At 37.8% G+C, this 21191-nt stretch carries 11 protein-coding genes; 6 read left to right on the top strand and 5 right to left on the bottom strand.

Going from position 1 to position 21191, the window contains the following annotated elements:
- Positions 1–4 precede the first annotated feature (4 nt).
- Both ACE1CC_RS21880 and ACE1CC_RS21875 read right to left on the bottom strand, forming a co-directional pair.
- Positions 5–2548 (bottom strand): 3'-5' exonuclease, encoded by a 2544-nt coding sequence (locus ACE1CC_RS21880; protein WP_413272553.1) that lies wholly within the window; start codon positions 2546–2548, stop codon positions 5–7.
- A 17-nt stretch (positions 2549–2565) separates the two neighbouring features.
- Entirely contained in the window at positions 2566–6039 is a 3474-nt protein-coding gene (locus tag ACE1CC_RS21875) for an RNA-directed DNA polymerase (RefSeq protein ID WP_413272552.1), read from the bottom strand.
- 308 nt (positions 6040–6347) lie between these two features.
- Between ACE1CC_RS21875 and ACE1CC_RS21870 the strand changes: the two genes are divergently transcribed.
- Positions 6348–6680 carry a hypothetical protein gene (locus ACE1CC_RS21870; protein ID WP_413272551.1) on the top strand — a complete coding sequence of 111 codons (333 nt, stop codon included), beginning with the start codon at positions 6348–6350 and terminating at the stop codon, positions 6678–6680.
- A 529-nt stretch (positions 6681–7209) separates the two neighbouring features.
- Here ACE1CC_RS21870 and glmU read toward each other — a convergent pair.
- The 3 genes from glmU to ACE1CC_RS21855 form a co-directional block, all read right to left on the bottom strand.
- The gene (gene glmU, locus ACE1CC_RS21865) at positions 7210–8580 is read right to left on the bottom strand and encodes a bifunctional UDP-N-acetylglucosamine diphosphorylase/glucosamine-1-phosphate N-acetyltransferase GlmU (protein ID WP_413272550.1); all 1371 of its coding nucleotides are present in this window, start codon (positions 8578–8580) and stop codon (positions 7210–7212) included.
- Between the two features lie 80 nt (positions 8581–8660).
- A complete protein-coding gene (locus tag ACE1CC_RS21860) occupies positions 8661–9725 on the bottom strand; it encodes an HD-GYP domain-containing protein (RefSeq protein WP_413272549.1) in 1065 nt (354 codons plus the stop codon).
- Between the two features lie 296 nt (positions 9726–10021).
- Positions 10022–10915: a tRNA (5-methylaminomethyl-2-thiouridine)(34)-methyltransferase MnmD gene (locus ACE1CC_RS21855; RefSeq protein WP_413272548.1), complete on the bottom strand. Its 894-nt coding sequence runs from the start codon at positions 10913–10915 to the stop codon at positions 10022–10024.
- A gap of 350 nt (positions 10916–11265) precedes the next feature.
- On the opposite strand from ACE1CC_RS21855, the gene ACE1CC_RS21850 reads away from it, so the two are divergent.
- From ACE1CC_RS21850 to ACE1CC_RS21830, 5 genes are all read left to right on the top strand, one after another.
- Positions 11266–14628 carry a PAS domain S-box protein gene (locus tag ACE1CC_RS21850; protein ID WP_413272547.1) on the top strand — a complete coding sequence of 1121 codons (3363 nt, stop codon included), beginning with the start codon at positions 11266–11268 and terminating at the stop codon, positions 14626–14628.
- An 80-nt stretch (positions 14629–14708) separates the two neighbouring features.
- Complete coding sequence (locus tag ACE1CC_RS21845) at positions 14709–16562, top strand: GGDEF/EAL domain-containing response regulator (RefSeq protein WP_413272546.1); 1854 nt, start codon at positions 14709–14711, stop codon at positions 16560–16562.
- A 12-nt stretch (positions 16563–16574) separates the two neighbouring features.
- Positions 16575–19292 (top strand): NACHT domain-containing protein, encoded by a 2718-nt coding sequence (locus tag ACE1CC_RS21840; protein ID WP_413272545.1) that lies wholly within the window; start codon positions 16575–16577, stop codon positions 19290–19292.
- A gap of 364 nt (positions 19293–19656) precedes the next feature.
- On the top strand, positions 19657–19839 hold the full coding sequence (locus tag ACE1CC_RS21835) for a hypothetical protein (protein WP_413272544.1): 183 nt from the start codon (positions 19657–19659) through the stop codon (positions 19837–19839).
- A gap of 47 nt (positions 19840–19886) precedes the next feature.
- Positions 19887–21173 (top strand): endonuclease/exonuclease/phosphatase family protein, encoded by a 1287-nt coding sequence (locus ACE1CC_RS21830; RefSeq protein WP_413272543.1) that lies wholly within the window; start codon positions 19887–19889, stop codon positions 21171–21173.
- The last annotated feature ends 18 nt before the right edge of the window (positions 21174–21191 follow it).

Below are 21191 nucleotides of genomic sequence, written 5' to 3'. Positions count from 1 at the left end.
CCTCCTAAATAAGCTTTGAGTTCTGATTTTTATAAATCTCTGTCTGTTTAGATGAACTTAGCATAATTTCGAGATCTTGTCTGCTGGGAATTTCAACCAAGTATTCCGCAGGAAGTAAATTAATAAACTGACTTCGAGATTTACCTTTGTGCTGAGAATCTCTCAGAAAAGTCGAAATAAACAAATGTTTCTTTGCCCTTGTCATAGCCACATAAAACAAGCGTTTTTCTTCTTCTAACTTACCATCACGCAGACTGAAATAACTGGGAAACTCTTCCTCTGATATACCAGCGAGAAAAACTGTGTCAAATTCTAAACCTTTTGATTGATGAACTGTGACGATCGGAACTTGATTATTATCTTGTGAGATTTGGTCTAAGTTTTTCGCTAAAGCAGTATACTCTATAATGCTTCGTAGTGCTGTATCTGGATGAAGTGCTAAATCATCTTGTTCCTGAAAAATTTTTACCAGCCTCTTAATATTTTCCAACCTTTTAGACTCTTCATGCTGATAATAGTCATATAAACCAGACTCAATAAAAACTTTACCCAATAAATCAGCAGGTCGCAATTCTTGACTTGCTTGCCTCCAATTTTCGATCTGTGTAGCGATAGTTTCAAACTCGTCTCCGTATCGGTACACTAAAGCTTGCCGATAGTCAGCACGAAGCTGAATCACAGGGATTAAAGTTGCTAAAAGTTCGATCGTTGTCCGAGTATCATCAATAGCACGATGACTGGGTAATTGAGTCAGCCTTAATTTTTCTGCCAAAGCTGACAAGCTATAGCTATCTGATTGTACAAAACGGTTAGCCAGATTCCAAGTATCTGCCCATTGAAACTGAGGAGTCAATACACCAACTTTACTAGCATTGGCTATGAGCATCTTGATATCAAAACTAACATTATGTCCCACTAACAAAGCATCCTTGGCAAAGCTTAAAAATTCTCCAAAAACGTCAAAGGCAGGTTTGCCATTCGCCGCTAGAAATTTATCACTATAACCATGTATTTGTTCTGATTCTCCCACTGGAACAGTATTAGCAATATAGGAATGAAATTCATCTTCTAGCTTACCCTTAACTAATTTAGCAGCAGCAATTTCTACAACTTCATCCTCACTTGCTGAAAACCCAGTTGTTTCCACATCAAAAACAACAATTGTTCCCTCATTATAAGCTCTTAGTAAACTACTAAAAGGGTCGCCATCTATAAAGGTTTGAGTAGATGCCATATCAGTGAGTTTAAACCCACAAGCTTCCCCCTCTTTAATGACATTTTCAATAGTGACAGAACCAATTCCTCGACTGGGACGTAGTAACATCCTCAGCATTGAACCTGTATCAAAAGGATTTAAAATTAACCGCAGATAAGCAAGCGCATCTTTAACTTCCTGACGCATAAAGAATTGATGCTGCTCAACTGTTACACAGGGAATATTGAATTTTTCTAATACTTTACTAATTACCTCAATGCGTTTATGATTACGAGTTAAAACCGCAACTCGGTTATAAGCAAAACTTGGGTCATTGTTGGCTAATGTTTGAATTTGCGTTGCAATCCATCGAGCTTCATCGAATTGATTTTTTGCTGCATAAACTGGAATTAATTCACCAACCTCACAAGTAGGTGCAGGAGTAATGTTTGTATGTCTATGCGTAAAAGAGTCAGCAAAAGCAGAAGCAGCATTAAGTAAAATTTTGGTGGCGCGGTAGTTCCAAGTTAAAGAATATTCTTGAGGTTGAAACTCTTGTTTAAATTGACTGATAACTTTTTCAGGTTCCGAACCTCTCCACTCATAAATAGTTTGATCTAAATCCCCAATCATGGCAATATTGCCAGTACGAGAAGCTAAACAACGGACAATTTCATATTCCGATAGATGAGTATCTTGTACTTCATCAACTTGAATAAAATCAAAACGTTTCTCCCATCTTTGTCTAATTTCTGGATAGGAATAAAGCATCGATCGCACATAAAAAATTAAGTCAGCAAAATCCAAAGCATGACGTTCTTGAAGAGTAGCTTGGTATTGACTAGCTAATTGTGCTTCCCGTATTCCTAAAGAGGCAAACAGTTTTTCTAAAGGATAATTGGGAGATAATTGGAAATGACTTGCTTTGAGTTTACAATTAGATACTTGAGAGAATTTATTTTTAAGTTCTTGATGCTCACTTAATCCGAAAATATCTTTAATTAGCCCCAGACAATCAGCATCATCATAAACTATAAAATCTGCGGGTAATCCAATTTGCCGAGCTTCTATTCTCAGCATGGAAGTACACAAACTATGAAAAGTTTTGATGGTGATATGGCGAAATTCTTGAGGACACATTTGTGCTAACCGTTCTTGCATTTCTTTAGCAGCGCGGTTAGTGAAAGTTAAACAAAGGATTTTTTCAGGAGGAATACCGCTATTAATAGCTTGAACTACTCTTGATGATAAAACACGGGTTTTACCAGTTCCCACTGGAGCAAGAACTAAAATTGATCCATTGATATGGTTGATGATTTTTCGTTGTTCTGGGTTTGGTTGAGTTTGTGACATGGAAAGTATTATGGTTTCTACAGTGAATATTGTTTATCTTTGGTAACTGATTGTTGTGTCGGATTGTAATATTGTCTAACTCTGGCAGGTTCGACTTCTTTGAAGAGTTCGGAAACTTTTCCTGATTCTGCAAGTTTTAAAGCATCTTTGATTAAATAATCATTTTTCTCTTCATCTGTAAGGAGAATATTATCTGGCAAGTCGTAATTGTACATTCCTAAAATTAAGATGTAGTTTTTCTTGAGTCGAGTAAATGGAGGAGGATCACTTTTCAAAGCGTTGACAATATTTTGCAAATGTTGAGGTTGTACATAAGGTTTAGCAAGCTGTCCTAAATATAGCCAAGTTTCTGTTGCTTTCAGTTTTTCAATCTTAGATTTAGCTGCTGTTGAACAGTCAAATATTAATTGCCAATCATCTAATTCAAGTATTGGTAAAAAGCGAAATGATTCGAGTAGAATAGCACGGACATATTCACTGGATTCTTCAGTTGCTATTTTTCGATAGTATTCCCATAGTTGTTTAATGGCATCTGAATGTCCTTGAGAAGCTAAACCGATGATTACATCAAGTAAATCACGGATTACAAATAAATCAGGATCACAAATGAGGTCAACAAGTTCTTCCCAAATATTATCAAATCCTAAAATTAGTAATTTATTTACAGATGATCTGATTCGAGTTTCTAATTTTCTCCTTTCTATGTTTAACTCCCGCTTTTCTTTTTCACTGAGAACATCAGATTTCTCCTTAATAACTGCTGTGATAGCTTGTAGTTTTTTTAAGCTGTCCTGAAAAAGTTTAACAACGTTAGACTTGATTGTATTTTTCTGATAAATCCAAGTACGATTCAATTCTTGAAATTGACTACTCCATTTAGAAATGATGATAAAGTTATCACTTGTAGGAAAGGATGGGAATTTTAATTGCTTTTTAGTGTTTAAATTTTTTGAGGCTAATTTTTGATAGATTTTCCGACTCAACCGTATTTCTGGGAGATGAATTCCCAGAGAATATAAACAATGCTGATATATTTTGATCAGCTTCCACCAAGATTTTTCATCATGACTGCTATTAGCTAACTCAAATTCAGTGCGGTAATCATAATTCATTTTCCATAACGGAGAAAGGATTCGATTAAACTCCTCATTTAGTTTATCTAAATCAGTATCTAGTTCTGTACTTGGTATAAAATCTGATATATTTTGATAATGCTCAGTTTTACCTTTATTAAGATCCAGTCCTAGTTCGCTGAGTTGATTTTGTAAGTCTATTTCCAGTGCTTCAAGATAACTACCACTCGGAACAACTGCAATAATATCATCAACATAACGATGAAATTTGATTTTATGTTTCCATTTCGGCTCATTAGCAAAATAATCATCAACTGCTTTTAGATACAAATTTGCATAAAAACCAGATGTCAAAGTTCCTTGTTTAAGTCCTCTACCATTTTCATGTCCATCCAGATTTTGTTGAATCATTTGCCTCAGTAACCACTTAATACGTTGACTGGTAAATTTTAATTCTCTTTCAGTAATATCAAGTAACTGTTCTTGAATAACTTTGACATAATAGGATTGTATGTCAGTTCTTAAAACAGCACCGTTGGGATGGCTATTAGCGCTTTCTCTTGATGCTTCTAAAAATTTTTTGTACCCAGGAAAGTAATTTTCATATAGATCTTCTGTTTGTTCCCTTTTGAGTCGATAGGAATAAAAATCTTGGTTGTGTTTATCGCCAATCGTTAGCATAATAGCAATAGCCAATATTTCTTCTTCTAAACGAGTTAGCTGTTTTGGACGACCTTTTGACCTACTTTTGACGAATTTATAGTCAATATCTTGATTGGACGGTAGTAAATTATCCGAATATAACCTGTCAGCTAAGTTATCAACAAGTATCTGCAAGTTCTCATCCAGATTATTTTCAAATAACCGAATTTCTACCTCATCATAAAAAGATTCATTGAATAGGTTATTTCTAGCTTTAACCCAAGCCAACTCTAGATTTGCCAAACTGATTAACTTATTCCATTCGTTGTCTTCCTCAAGTTCGCTATTTTTTATTGTTTGACAAACAGCATTAAACTGAGCAACATAATTTAAAATATTTTGTTCTTGCCAATAACTATTAACCGGATTTTCAAAATAAACTGATTGTTTGCCTTCAATAACAGAAGAAATTTTATGGGTTTTACCAATGAACTTATCAAGCGCTTCGCCTATAGCATTGATTCCTTCGCTGATGTCACTAAGTTGAATGATTTCTTTCAGAGACTTTTCTAAGTTTTTTGTTCCTATAGTCGTTAGATGCAATTTTTCAACGGGTACTTCCTCCAATAAGCGTTTTAAGGATAGTGCTTCATCTTGCCAAAAATCTTTTTCTAGCTCTGTATCACTTTCAGGTGCTAATCCTAAAGCTTTCAGTTTTTTATTTCTTTCTCTTTGTAAAATCTCATCTTGACTAATAGACGAGGCTAAATCAAGCTGCATGATAAAAAGGTTAGAGATAGCTTTTGCCGCAGCGTTTTTATCATTTATCTTGTTTTGTAAGTGGCTAATTGTACTGAGAATAGCTGGGGCAAGAGGCTGATTAATTGCTTTAAAATCCAAGTTAATGTTAAATGGATGAATTTTCTCTTGTAATTCCTGCATCAATTTCTGATAAATAGCATAGCCATAAATATTTGGAGCTATACCTACACAAATAATTTCTATTTTTTTTGATAGAATACCCTCTTTTGGTAAAGTTAAAATTTTGTCAATAAATCCAGCCGTAGCAGCACCCATCGCACAACCAATATCTAGTAAGTAAATGCGTGGGTTATATCTCAGCCTATTGAGTAATCTGTTGGATTCAATAACATTATCTAAAATATGAACTGCTTGAAAATAATAACGTGGAAATACTGTGTAAAACTGAAATGCGACACTTGTTAAATCTGTTTTATTTAAGCAGTCTAAAATATCTTTTGAATAGTCAAGTTCTCTATATCCCTTTGCTTCTGGGATTTCAGCTAACCATTGATGTACAGCACAGTAAGCAGATGCAATAACAGGATGAAAAGAGCGATAAATTTTAGCTTCCTCAGCGATTACTAAGTTAGTCACTTGTTTCGACTTCTGCGCGGGAAGTCCTAAAAGTGCTTGTAACAAGAGTTGCTTGGCTATGTCATTAATAGTCTTTCCTTCATTGTCGGCTCTCTGTTTTAAAGCTTCTATCGTTTCATCCTCTAGACGAACAGTAACTATTTTTCCAGGTTCCCATAAGATAGTTAGCTCTCCGTTGAGAACCTGAACAATATCTTCAATTGTTTCCAATCTAGATTTACCGGGATTCTCTATTGCTTTACTAATGGAACTGTGATAACGCGAAGCTGGGGAAACATCCCCTCCGGCGGCTCGATATTCCGAAAATTTCTTGGCTAGTGTGTACAGCGTCCAATCCAAATCCTTTAGACGCTGGTCGAAATCATGTTTTTGTATCATTTGTGCCTACTTTCCTATGTATTGGCTGATCGTAAACTCAGCTTTCCTCGATTATATCATTGTAGTAATATAATTATCAGTATAATAATATAGTTTGTCAAAAAAGCCATAAAACTAAAAACTGTTGACAAGGTAAAATTAGTGTGCAACAATAGCCGATAAGCAAAAAATAAGACACTCCACACTTGGAATGCCTTTTAATTGGGTTAACGTCTCCCAGTTGCCTCTGGGACAAGTTGTTAACTTGATTTAATTCAATTGCTTAGTAAGTCAAATTCGCAAATTTCGCATTTAATGAGGAGCGAAAAATGAAACCCACTTCTAACCATAATAACTCATCTTACGTTGAGTTCCTAAACACAGTTGCCTCCCGTGCTGATTCTCTGGCAGAAGGAACTAAATTTCTGGAAAATGCGGCTCCTTTCTTAAAGGCGGAAACCCAGCAAATTCAGGAACTACGAGATGATGAGAGACGTGGTTATTTAATGCAAGAGATTATGCGGTTGCATGAACAGCTAGGAATTGCCTCTAGCAATCAACGCATTCTCAAAGCAATGACAACTCCACAACTTGATGCTTATGCAGAGGAGTTGTACCAACAGTTAAAAAATCGTCCATTTAAACATCTCTCAGCAGCTTAACACAATTACGACTTACGCACTGACACTAAATATGGTGGGATGGTGCGTTACACTGGCGTTAACGCACCCTACGCATAATGGCTTTGCTGATTTTAATTAATTAGGGCTGGCGTTTATAAAGGTAGAAAGTAAGATATGCAAGGGTGAGATCACATTTTTTGCCCACAACAAGTGCTGTGGTTATCACATCTTTTGGTGCAAAAACCTTGCCTTTTTGGGGGAAATTGTAGGGACACGGCGTTGCTGAGATAACGTAGGAGTTGCAAATGTTAATTATGCCGTGTCCCTACCCTCACCAACAGACTTATTCAGCAAGCCCTAATTACTTTCATTAACAAATGGTGGGCAATGCCCACTTTTTTTATATCAAGTTCGTAGTAGCGACTTTAGTCGTACATCCCTCGCATAAAAGGGTTAGTAATTAATTATTTTAACTTAAAACTTTGTCAGGGCGGGTGAGAGTTGTTAATTCTTCTGTTTTGTCTAGAGGCTTATCTGCTCTCACCCGCCCCTACAAACTCAAAACTAATTAACTTTTCTCACTGTCTCGATCGCTTTTTAATCGCCAACCTGGTTTGACTATTTGCCGAGAACGAGCTATGACTAAACTATCATCGGCGACGTTTTCAGTGACAGTGGAACCTGCGGCTATGGTAACATCGGAACCTAAAGTTATGGGGGCGACTAATACGCTGTTGGAACCTGTTTTGGTGCGATCGCCAATTGTAGTTTTATGTTTTTTCACTCCATCGTAATTAGCGGTAATTGTTCCGGCACCAATATTCACTCTTTCGCCTAATGTGGCATCTCCCAAATAAGACAAATGAGCGACATTAGTCTTATTTCCCAACTTGGTATTTTTTAATTCCACAAAGTTCCCCAGTCGGCAATTTTCCCCGACAGTTACATTACCGCGCAAATGAGTATAAGGGCCAATTGTGGTGCCTGATTGGACTACACTACCAGAAATTACTGAATAAAGTGCAGTGACATTTTTGCCAATTTGACTATTTTCAATTAAACAACCAGGGCCAATTCTACTACCCGTTCCTATAAAAGTTTTGCCTCTTAAATGTGTTTGGGGTTCAATTATTACGTCGGGTTGTAATTCTACGGTGTCGTCAATGGTTGTGCTATCAGGATCTATTAAAGTTACACCAGCAGCCATCCAATGATCTTTAACTCTGTCTTGCAAAATTTGATAGACTACTGCTAGCTGTTTGCGATCGTTAATGCCGATAATTTCCTCATAATCTTCCACATCAACTGCCATCACAGGTTGCAGTGCATTTACCGCATCAGTTAAATAATATTCCTTTTGGTCGTTGTCGGATTTTAAAGTCGGTAATATCTTGGCTAAATCAGGCCAATGGAAACAATAAACTCCGGCATTAATTCGATTATTTTGCTTTTGTGCTGCGCTACAATCTCGGTCTTCCACTATTTGTTGAACTATGTTTTGACAATTACAAAATACCCGCCCATATCCTGTAGGGTTGGGTAAATGTGCGGTCAACAAAGTGGCGGAATTTTTATTTTCTTTGTGAACTTCGATTAAATGTTTAATTGTTTGGGGGCGCAATAAAGGTACATCGCCATTTAAAACTAATAAATCCTTAGTGAAACCCTCTAAATGAGGTAATAATTGTTGAATCGCGTGTCCTGTTCCCAGTTGTTCTGTTTGTTCGACAAATTCTAAATCTGGAATATTGTTGAGAGCGGTTTTGACTTTCTCTCCTTCATAACCAATAATGACGATGCGCTTGATCGGGTTAATTTCTAGACAACTTTCAATTACTCTTTCTACGAGGGAACGTCCACCCAAGGGATGTAATACTTTGGGTAGTTGGGATTTCATCCGCGTTCCACGTCCCGCCGCTAAGATTGCTACTGCTACCATTTTTTGAACACAGAGTCTACAAATACCGCAGTATACCTTGCTTCGTACCCAGTATGTATATTGAATTACTCAAGGAATTTTTATTCTGGGGATGAGGTTTTTTTCAGTTGGGTGTAACTAATAAAGTCGATAAATTGCTCGACTAACTGGGGATTCCGCCAACCTTTAGCTGTTTCTTGGTTAATAATGTTTAGGGCTTCTTCGATCGAAAATGCTTTTTTATAAGGGCGTTCGCTAGTTAGAGCATCGTAAATATCGATAATTTGAAAGACCTGTGCTAGGTAAGGAATTTGATTCCCAGATAATTTGTCTGGGTAGCCGCTGCCGTCCCAGCGCTCGTGGTGATGGCGGATAATGGGAAGAACGCCGTGCATGGTTCTTAGGGGTTGGCAAATTTTTTCGCCAATCAGAACGTGCTGATTCATGATTAGCCGTTCTTCTTCGGTGAATTGACCTTTTTTGAGTAATACGGCATCGGGAATGCCAACTTTGCCGATATCGTGGAGATATCCGCCCCACATTAAGTCGCGAATTTCGGAACGAGAAAGTCCCAGGAAAGTACCAAAGGTTTTGCCCATTGCGGCTAGTCTTTCGCAGTGGTCGCCTGTGTTGGGGTCGCGACTTTCAATGGCTCTAGCGATCGAAAATACTACTTGTTCGGCATGATCTAAGTCTTCGTTTAAGCGTTTTTGCCGGACTAGTGATTTGACACGGGCTGCTAGTTCTAGGCGATCGAATGGCTTGGTGAGAAAGTCGTCTCCTCCGGCTTCTATGCCTCTAATGCGCGAGCGGCGATCGTTGAGTGCCGTAATAAAAATTACTGGAACTAGTCTAGTTTGTTCGTCTTGCTTTAACTTATGGCAAACTTCAAACCCATCCATTCCGGGCATCATGACATCCAGCAAAATTACATCGGGTTGTCTTTCCACTACTGTAATTAATGCTGCTGGGCCATTTTCTGCTTCCAGTACTTCGTAGCCTTCTACTGCGAGAAGGGCGGCTGCTGTCATCCGGCTAGCAGCATGATCGTCAACAACGAGGACTTTTGGCTGATCTAAATTGAAGCCATTTCCCGTTGAGGATGGGGTGTCTAGAACACTGGCTGCACCAAATGAATCAACAGCTAGATCAAAACGAGGACTCACGGCCACTTTCGCCTTCCTAAATCTATATGGATTGCGTAAAAACAGATTTTTTCATGACGTACTTTACTTTAAGAGCAAGTTACCATTCATACAAATGATAACTTAAAGAAGATTTTCTCCTTGATGGGGATCACGATCAATACTAACTATAACTATAGAAAAATATATTTCCTGAGTTTGAGCAGTGAGACAAAACTTTAGAATTTGTGATTTAAGTCACAAATTTTCGGCGGTTGGGGATCGCAGATCGGGACGGGTGCTATTGACATACTCCGCGGTTAGAGCGTAGGGGTAATTCATGAATTACCCCTACGCTGTAACGGGGCATTCAATAGCCAGCGTTTTTTCCAGTGGGAGGTGGGTTCTAGGGAGGAAGTTTGTTGTTCTAAGTGACGACGGTGCAAAATTATATCGGCTCGATCGCATAAATTCGGATCTCGGTAGGGAACGGCGGCGCGAGTTTGCAGGTGTTCTTGTTCTTGCTGGGATAGGGGGGGTAAGTCTTTTGCGCTCGAGATGGCGATCGTACCTGGCGATCGTCTACCCACAGGTGTTGTCGCCCCAATTTTTAACCCAGCTGCATTAAGCGCACTCCTGACGGCAGCGGAACAGGAATAGGTGGCAAGTTTACCTTCTGGCTTCAGGTGTTTGGCTACTTTTCCTAAAAATTCTACTGTCCAAAGTTGGGGACAATTGGGTGGGGAAAAGGGGTCAAGGAAAATTGCGTCTGCTTGCCAGTATGGGGGTAATTGTTGGATGGTGGAACGAGCATCGCCAATTAGTAGGGTGGCTTTGAGGTTTTCGGTTTGGATTTGGCGCTGGCTCACTAGTTGACTGAGAATTTCAGGAATAGGCTCAGGCCAATTATTCATCAACTCATAAGCAAAAGCAGCTGTGGGGACTGTGGCATCTAATTCCAAGGCGAATATTTCTACCTGACAATCGGGATTTATTTGCCAAATTGCTTTTAGTGCGGCTGCGGTATTATACCCTAAACCATAACAGATGTCTAGTAATTGCAATTTAGGTTTTTCCGCTTGCTGTGTTAACTGTAATGGTTGGACAAACTTGGCTTCGGCTTCTTGAATTGCACCACTTTGGCTGTGAAAGGTTTCGCCAAATTCAGCGGAAAAAAAGGTAAAGGAACCATCATCTGTAAGTTGGGGAAGGAAGAAATTTTGCTCTGGCATTGATGATTTGTTAAGCTATGACTATGGAAAATTATTAATTTATAAGCAATGTTAATTTCCTAAACCAAATGATATTTTAAATACATTAAAAGAAATAAATCTGGGTGTACTTAAGTAAATTTATCTATATTTTTATTATAAAAAGGTATTTAATAACACATATACTGAGATAGATTTAGATGGAAAAAAATCAAAAAAGTTTTAGAATATGGAACATACTAACTAAACAACAGAAATTACCTTAACTCTAAAAAATATGTCTTAAGCATGGTGCGGTAATAATGCAGTTGTGCATTAGAAGTTACGATGAACAGTCTCTAATAGCTTGGAAAAACTTGAAAAATTAAAAAATGTGGGAAATAATTAAGAATTTCACTTCACCAAGCCAGTTTATTCCTCATGGTCATTGCTATTTGTGGAAACCGCAACTGGTTGGGTTACACTTAGTTAGCGATTTGTTGATAGCGATCGCCTATTTTTCTATTCCATCGCTGCTAATTTACTTTGTCTGTAAACGAAAAGACGTTCCCTTCCATAAAGTATTTTTTTTATTTAGCGCCTTTATTATTCTTTGCGGTTTAGGTCACTTGCTGGAAGTTTGGACGCTGTGGCATCCAGCTTACTGGCTGACAGGAATAGAGAATGCTTTAACGGCTTTAGTGTCCTGTTACACAGCATTGCAAATGGTAAATTTACTACCGCAGTTTTTGGCATTACAAACGCCGGAACAGCTAGAAGCATTGAATGTAGAATTACAAAGAGAGATTATTGAACGACAAAAAGCAGAGTTTGCTTTGCGTCAGGCTTATGAAGAGTTAGAGATTCGCGTCCAAGAACGGACATTTGAGTTAACAGCAGCTAATATGGCGCTGGAAACAGAAATTAAAGAAAGAGTTGCGGCTGAGTTAGCTTTAAGAGAAAGTGAAGCTCGTTTAAAGACAAATAAAGATTTTTTAGACCGGGTACTTAACGCATTGTCCGATCCGATTTTTGTCAAAGACCAAGAACATTGTTGGACAATGGTGAATGATGCTTTTTGCCAATTAATGGGTCATAGTCGGGAAGAGTTAATCGGAAAGTCAGATTACGATTTTTTATCTCCGGCAGAAGCCACAGTTTTTTGGCAATATGATGACTTAGTTTTTAGTAGTGGAACTGAGCAGGAAAGGGAAGAAGAAATAACTGATAGTTTAGGCAATGTTCACACGCTTTTAACTAAAAAAATAGCTTTTCAGGATGAGAAAGATGAGCAAGTTTTAGTGGGGATTATCCGGGATATTAGCGATCGCAAAAGTGCCGAATTAGCTTTACAGCAACAAGCCGCAGCAATGGCAGCGGTGAATGATGGAATTGCGATAGTTGATGCAGAGGATAGATACGTTTATTTAAATGAAGCTTATGTGCGAATATATGGCTACGAAAATGAGCGAGACTTACTGGGGACAAATTGGCGCAATCTTTATGATAAAAATGAATTAGAGCGATTTGAAAGAGATCTTATTCCTGAGTTTGCTAAATATGGAAATTGTCGCATAGAAGCTACAGGAAGACGTAAAAATGGTAGCTTCTTTCCCCAAGAAAAAAGTATGACGAAAATTGATGAAAACTCATCAGTTTGTGTAGTGCGAGATATTAGTGAGCGCAAAAAAGTAGAGTCAACTTTGCGAGAAATAGCCGATCGAGAAAGAGCGATCGCCAGAGTAATTCAAAGAATGCGCCAGACACTGGATATTAAACAAATTTTTAGCGCCACAACTCAAGAATTACGCCAAGCTGTGCATTGCGATCGGGTACTTGTTTATCGCTTTAATCCTGATTGGAGTGGAGAACTTGTCGCCGAATCAGTAGCAGCCGGATGGGATTTATTAGTTGAATCACAGCAACCAGTATTAGCAAAAGTGGCTGTTGGTACAGAAGATTGCTCCGTAAAAACTTTAGATAGTGTAGATAACCAAATTCAAGATACTTACTTGCAAGAAAACCAAGGAGGAATTTATCGCAGTGGAACTAGTTACCGTTGTGTCACAGATATTTACACCGCTAATTTTGACGATTGTTATTTAGAATTACTAGGGAAACTGCAAGCAAGAGCATATATTATCGTGCCGATATTTTGTGGTAATCAATTATGGGGATTATTAGCAAGTTACCAAAATTCTGCTCCCCGACAATGGCAAGAAGCGGAAATTAAAATGGTTGTGCAAATCGGCAATCAATTAGGAGTAGCTTTACAGCAAGCCGAATTATTAGCCAAAACTCAACAACAGTCAGTTGAACTAATGAAAGCCAAAGAAGCTGCTGATGCTGCTAACCGTGCTAAAAGCGAATTTTTGGCTAATATGAGTCACGAATTACGCACACCATTAAACGCAATTCTTGGTTTTACCCAAGTAATGAACCGCGATCGAACTTTAGCAACTGAGCATCAAGAATCTTTGGGAATTATCAGCCGTAGTGGAGAACATTTACTGGAATTAATTAACGAAATTCTGGAGATGTCCAAAATTGAAGCAGGACGAGTCACCCTAAATGAAAATAGCTTTGACTTATATTGTCTGCTAGATAGCATAGAAGAAATGTTTAAATTGAAAGCCGACTCTAAGCAATTAAAACTTACCTTTGAGTATAATTCCCAAGTGCCACAATATATTAAAACTGATGAAGCTAAACTGCGGCAAGTTTTAATTAATTTGCTGAGTAATGCTATCAAATTTACCCAAATTGGCAGTGTAACTTTGCGCGTAGAGATGGAAAATAATGCTCCTACAGAATTAGAAACCACACAATTATTCTTTGAAGTTTCTGATACAGGATCAGGTATTGGAGCAAATGAATTAAGTCAATTATTTACTCCTTTTGCTCAAACCACAAGTGGTTTAAATTCTGGTACTGGCACAGGTCTAGGCTTATCGATTAGTCAAAGATTTGTGGAAATAATGGGAGGAAAAATTTTTGTTAGTAGTGAACTTGGTTTCGGCGCAAAATTTAGCTTTAAGATTCCAGTGAAGATTGGTCAATCTACTCAGAAACCGAGAATCAATTCACAGAAGAGAAAAATTATTGGACTAGCTCCAAATCAACAAAATTATCGAATTTTAGTGGTTGAAGATAAATTAAATAATCGATTATTGTTAATTAAATTGCTGACTTCTTTAGGTTTTGCAGTGCAGGAAGCTGAAAATGGTCAACAAGCTTTAGCTATGTGGGAAGCTTGGGAACCACATTTAATTTTGATGGATATGCGAATGCCTGTAATGAATGGCTATGAAGCTACCAGACAGATTAAAAAGTATTTGCATGGTCAAGCAACCGTGATTATTGCTCTGACTGCTAGTGCTTTTGAAGAGGATCGAAAAGTTATTTTATCTACTGGATGTGATGATTTTGTCCGTAAACCTTTTCAAGAACAAGAGTTACTAGAAAAAATATCTAACCATTTGGGTATAAAATATGTTTATGAACAGGAAGGAATCAAGGATGCAGTGGTACCAGTCAAGGATGATTCTCTAATTTCATGCTTGCAAATGATGCCAATTGAGTGGACAGAAAATCTATATTATGCAGCTGCCCAAGGAAGTGATAATTTAATTTTGGAATTGATTAAGCAAATTCCCCAAGAAATATCTGTTTTGAGTGATGCCTTGAGTAATTTAGTAGAAAACTTTCAATTTGAGCAAATAATGGCGTTAATGCAAAAAATAGGCAAGAGTTAAATTAGTGACTTGAGAAAGTAAAATGATTGAGAGATATAGTAAAGGTAAATCTGCATTTTTCGGAAAAAAGGCAATAAGTCATGAATGTTGACTCAGAATTGACCAAGCAAGCAATAGAAAATCAAAAAGAGGATATATTAATTGTTGACGATACAGCAGAAAATTTACGTCTACTTTCATCATTTTTGGTAAATGAAGGTTATAACGTGCGGAAGGCACTAACTGGACAAATGGCGCTAACGGCGATGGATACGCTTTTACCAGACTTGATTTTGCTGGATATTATGATGCCAGTGATGGATGGATATCAAGTATGTGAAAAGCTGAAATCTAATCCGAAAACTGCGGAAATTCCGGTGATTTTTTTAAGTGCTTTGAATGATGCTTTTGATAAGGTAAAAGCTTTTACGGTAGGTGGTGCTGATTATATTACTAAACCTTTTCAATCTGAAGAAGTTTTAGCAAGAGTTCGCATACAACTAGCCTTAAAAGCGGCAAAGCAGCAAAATCAAAAACTGAATGCAGAATTAGAAGCTAGAGTAAAAGAACGTACTTATCAGTTACAAGCAGTAATTGAAGAGTTAAAACGCGAAATTCAAGAACGGAAGTTGCTACAAACAAAACTGCTTAATATGGCTCTCCATGACTCGCTGACTGGATTACCTAATCGGGCTTTTTTTATGGAACAACTTGTGGAACTACTAAAAGTTGCTCAGGAAAATATTGATTATCAATTTGCTGTGTTGTTTTTGGATTGCGATCGCTTTAAAGTAATTAATGATTCTCTAGGTCATTTAGTAGGAGATGAACTTTTAATCGCTTTAACTCATCGATTAAAGTCTATTCTAACTTCCGAGAATACGATCGCACGATTTGGCGGCGATGAATTCGCTATTCTCCTCAAACAGATTGATAATATTAACAATGTAACTCAAGTAGCAGATCAAATACTGAAAGCCTTTTCATTTCCCTTTCAATTAAAAAGAAACGAAGTTTTTATTAATGCTAGTATCGGTGTTGCTTTAGGTAATTATAGTTACGAACAAGCCGAACATATACTGCGGGATGCTGATACCGCTATGTATCGGGCAAAAACATTAGGTAAAGGACAATATCACGTTTTTGATCCGACAATGCACGCCGCCGCAATGCAAGCTTTACAGTTAGAAAATGACTTACGAAAAGCCATTCAACAAAAAGAGTTTGTTGTACATTATCAGCCAATAATTTCCCTTTGCACAGGCAAAATTAACGGATTTGAAGCCTTAGTTCGCTGGCAACACCCCACCAGAGGAATAGTTCCCCCAGCTTTGTTTATTCCCCTAGCCGAAGAAACAGGTTTAATCAACTCAATTGGTAAAATAGTCTTGTCACAAGCTTGCCATCAAGTACAACAATGGCATCAGGAAAAACTTATAGATGAATCTATTTTCATGAGTGTTAATATCTCTGCTAAACAATTTGCCCAACTCGATATAGTCGAACAAATTGATCAAATTATGGCGGAAACTCAAATAAATCCGCAAAATCTTAAATTGGAAATCACAGAAAGTGCATTTATCAATAATGCTCAATCCGCCAAAGCAATTTTGCAAGAGTTACGCCAAAGAAGAATTCAATTAAGTATTGATGACTTTGGCACAGGATATTCTTCCTTAAGTTATCTGCATAATTTCCCAGTTGATACACTGAAAATAGACCAATCTTTTGTCAGTAAATTAGATGGAACCTTAGAAAGTTTAGGTTTGATTCCGGCTATTAAAAAAATTGCCGAGACTATGAAAATGAGTGTAGTAGCAGAAGGAATAGAAACTGAAAAACAACTGGCACAATTGCGCGAATTAAAATGTGAATTTGGGCAGGGATACTTATTTGCTAAACCTTTACCAGAGAAAGAAGCAACTGAGTTACTTGCTGCCTCTCCCAAGTGGTGAAGGGGGAATTTAATGATGAGCGATCGAGATTATACAAAAGAACTTTTCGGGGAGTTGCGATCGCTAGTAATAGCAACTTGTACTCATCCTCCTAATAGTTTATCACGCTGTTTGGGATTAACAAAATTGATTAGGATAATTCAACAATCTGGTAAGCTTTGGCAAGAGCGATCGCCTCTCTCGGAAGTGCAACAAAATGATAGCGTGCGAGTGATTTTACAAACCCAAGATCTGTTTTTGCAGCGACTCCCTTGGCATTTATGGGATTTATTTGCACGTTATCAGCAAGCGGAAATTGCCCTGAGTCTTCCTAATTATAAGGGTGGAGAATTCAAACCGATCGCAACTCCAGTAAAAATTTTAGCTATTCTGGGAAGTAGCGAAGGAATTGATGTGAAAACCGATCGAAGTTTGCTAGAAAAATTCCCTTCAGCGACGATCGCTTTTTTGGAAAAACCGCGATCGCAACAACTCCAAGATTATTTATGGGAAAATTATTGGGATATTTTATTCTTTGCGGGGCACAGTTCTAGCGAAACTCAAGGCGAAATTCAAATTAATCCTAGCGAAAGTTTAACCATCGAACAGTTGAGATATGCCTTAACAAAAGCGGTAGAAAATGGTTTACAATTGGCGATTTTTAACTCCTGTGATGGATTAGGTTTAGCGCAAGATTTGGCAAGTTTAAACATTCCCCAAATGATTGTAATGCGGGAACCAGTACCAGATAAAGTAGCCCAGGAATTTTTGAAATATTTCCTCGTTAGTTTCGCTAATGGGACACCATTTTATCAGTCAGTTCGCACAGCAAGAGAAAGATTACAAGGAATTGAAAATCAGTTTCCTTGCGCTACTTGGTTGCCAGTTATTTGTCAAAATCCCGCTTATTTACCCCTAAAATGGCCCTTGGTTGAAAAAGCGATCGCCACTCCAGAAATAGCGAAAAAACCCAATGATCAGCAACTTTTTAAACAACTCAGTCAACAAGATTATCGCTATCGACAAATCTTGCTCAATAAAGTTACGAATTACTGGATTAATGGAGTGTTAGAAAATTCCCTACATGGTAAAATCATGATAGAATTAGGATTAGAAGAACGGTTAGATGCGGTGGAACATCCTTGGGGTTTAGTCTGGGAAAGTTGCAACTTGCCAAGGCAAATTTTACCCAAAGGAACCACTGTTAGCGAAAAGTTCGCTCAGTTGGGAGTAGGGCGGAGTTTACTGATTTTAGGCGAACCTGGGGCGGGAAAAACTACAACTTTATTAGAATTAGGGAAAGATTTAATTGGGCGATCGCAATTAGACTTAACTCAACCAATTCCCGTAGTATTTAACTTATCTTCTTGGACAGAAGAAAGACAAACAATTGCTGATTGGCTAGTGAAAGAATTGCACACCAAATATCAAGTTTCACCAGAAATTGGCAGAAATTGGCTGGAACAACAACAATTACTACTATTATTAGATGGCTTAGACGAAGTTAGCCCCAAACGCCGACCCGCTTGTGTGTTAGCCTTAAATAAATTTATCCAAAAATATGGACAAACCGAAATAGTTGTGTGCAGCCGAATTAAAGATTATGACGCACTTTCTCAGCGATTAAGTTTACAAGCAGCGATTTATTTACAACCCCTAACTCCCGCACAAATTCAACAATATATTGTCAACGCCGGAATTGAAGTAACAGCATTTAACCGCGCCATATCCGAAGATGAAACATTACAAGAATTAGTCAAATCTCCCTTGATGTTAAGTATCATCACTCTCGCCAATCAAGGATTATCGATTAGCGAATTAACTAAAAAAAGTAAAGGTGAACTTCACCAACATTTATTTAATGCTTATATCGACAGAATGTTTAACCGCAAAGGTGCGACTATTACTGAGACTAAAGAACAGGTAAAGCACTGGTTGAGTAGACTTGCTAAACAAATGCAATCGGAATCGCAAACGGTATTTTTAATTGAAAGAATGCAGCCGACTTGGTTGATAAATACCCAGGAAAAATGGATGTATTTAATAGGTTTGTTGTTAATTTATTGTCTAGGTATTGTCTCGGTATTTACCAACTTGTACTCAACCAAAAAAGCAATTTATTGGTTGGTAATGGGATTGCTTTGGGCGAGTTTTATAGGAATTAATCAAATTAACCCAGTGGAAACTTTACAATGGTCTTGGAAAAAAACTAGAAAGAACTTGATTTTGGGTTTAATTTTTAGTTTGCCATTTGGCTTGATTTTTAGACCACTTTATGAGATATTATTTACAACTAAAGGACAAATTTTTCACCCAGCAATCCAACATTCGATAATTTTAGGTTTAGGTTGGGGACTGAGTTTAGGGCTGACTTTTGGGTTAATTCGTGGGCTAACTGGTGCAGGAATTGCTACCGTTACTGTTCCGAATCAAGGAATTTGGAATAGTGGCAAAAATTCACTGATGTTGGCATTAATTGGCGTACTTTGTATGGGATTAATTGCTCAAATATTGCATACGCCGCTTTTGTTGTGGACATTTTTGGGGATGTGTTTCGGATTAGTTGTTGGCGGTGGCGAAGCTTGCGTTAAACATTTTGTGTTGCGCCTCGTTCTCTATATTAATGGCGATATTCCTTGGAATTATGCAGGTTTTCTCGATCGCTGTACCAAGCTAATTTTTCTGCAAAAAGTTGGTGGTGGTTTTATTTTCATTCATCGATCGCTCTTAGAACACTTCGCCAGAATGTAATACCAATTACCTAAATGTTTGCGAAAGATGCAAGGGAAAGGGCGGGTTTTGACTTTGATCTTATTCATGAAAGCATTAAAGATTTTGGCTCAACCCGCCCCTACCTATTTGTATTAATCATTTGTGTAAACGATATAATACCAAATCCGGGTTAGCTACCCCCTTTATCTTCTTCGTCTTCTCTTCGCGCTCTTCGCGTCTTCGCGGTTCAAATGAAAAGGGGGTAATAAACCCGGATTTAGTATAACTCCCAAGAAACTCGGTTTCTCCCACTACTTTATAAAGTTTTGTAACAAATCGCAGCGTTAATCCCAGTCCGCCTGACAAGCAGATAAGAGTCAAAACTTTATCTGCGAGCACAACCATGCAACCTAAATCTATTGCCATGACATTGTTGAACATTCTTGGGTCTTTCAGCACAGGCGTAGTCATTACCATAGTTATCTGCCTGCTAGTAGCTATTTTTGCTGCCAACTCAGAGGAGAATTTTCCCCTCTCCAAACCCGATCATAATACTTTAGTTTTTCCGGCAACTATCAGCGATTAAATTATTCCGAAAAACCTCGATCATCACCAAATGGAGAATTTACAACTATGGAAAAGGTAATGATTAACCTAATCACTTTTGGCGTACCTGTTTTGCTACTTTATACTATCAAGTTTCTATCTCACGAAACAGATATTTATCTGACATTAGCCATGATTTATAATCATTTTGGCGGACGGGGAGTAATTGCTATTTCCCTACTGTTAGGATTGATCAGCAATATTTTCAGCAAAGCAGCGATCGAACATCTGCTGTTGAAGTTTTGTCAAAAACGCAGTCAATTTATGCCAGAGCAAAAATTGATTGAAAAAATCGATCGCTTACCCATTTCCACCGATTTAAAAATCAAATTTAAATGGTCATTTCTCCATCAAGACTTCAGTTGGCGATCGAACTTCAAAATTTTGATTCCTTGGGCGTTTATCTTAGCGGCAATTTCTGCCACTTTATTAACTTTTACTGGTTATTTGGGACAACTGCATTACCTTCTAGAAATGACTTCCCATTTCAAATTACAATACTTAGTAGTGGGACTTTGTACCCTATTTTTCTTTCTTCTCACTCGCCGCCAAAAATGGGCAATTGTTAGCCTGATTTGTCTTGTCATTAATTTGGGAGAAATAGTTCCTTGGTATTTACCTCAAGGGGGAAACAATAGTGCGATCGCCTCTCAAATTCGCATCTTGCAATCTAATGTTTTGTGGAACAATAAAAATTACCCTCAAGTCATTTCCTTAGTCAAAGAAGAAAAACCAGATATCGCAGTTTTCCTAGAAGTCAGCAAAATTTGGATGAAAGAGTTAACCGCTTTAAAAGATAGCTTTCCTTACTCTTTCACTAATCAAGATAGTACCGATATGGGTACAGCAATCTACAGTAAAATTCCCCTAGAAAACCCCGCAATTCAAAACTTAGGTGGCGGCAGAAAAACTCTGGTAACAGATCTAAAAGTTAAAGGGCAAATAGTTACTTTAGTTGCCAGTCACCTGAGTATTCCCACCAGCAAAGCTAGTTTTTATCTGCGAAATAAACAATTGGTAGAACTCACTGATTTTGTCAAGGAAATTAAACATCCGATAGTGGCACTAGGAGATTGGAATATTACCATGTGGTCGCCATTTTACAAGCGTTTCGTTCAGAAAACCGCCCTGAAAAATGCCCGCTATGGATTCGGCATTCTTCCCTCTTGGCCCACTACTTTTCCTCTCCTATCAATTCCGATCGATCAGTCTCTATTAAGTCCTGAAATTAAAGTAGTAAACATTCACACCGGGCGGAAAGTTGGATCGGACCATTTGCCTGTAATTCAAGATTTGGCAATTCCAGCTAGTTGAAAAGCGTAAGGACAGGAC

Source organism: Floridaenema aerugineum BLCC-F46, assembly GCF_041929345.1.
Taxonomy (GTDB): domain Bacteria; phylum Cyanobacteriota; class Cyanobacteriia; order Cyanobacteriales; family Aerosakkonemataceae; genus Floridanema; species Floridanema aerugineum.
Note: the sequence above shows the minus strand (reverse complement) of the source record. Positions and strands in the feature narration are given on the sequence as shown.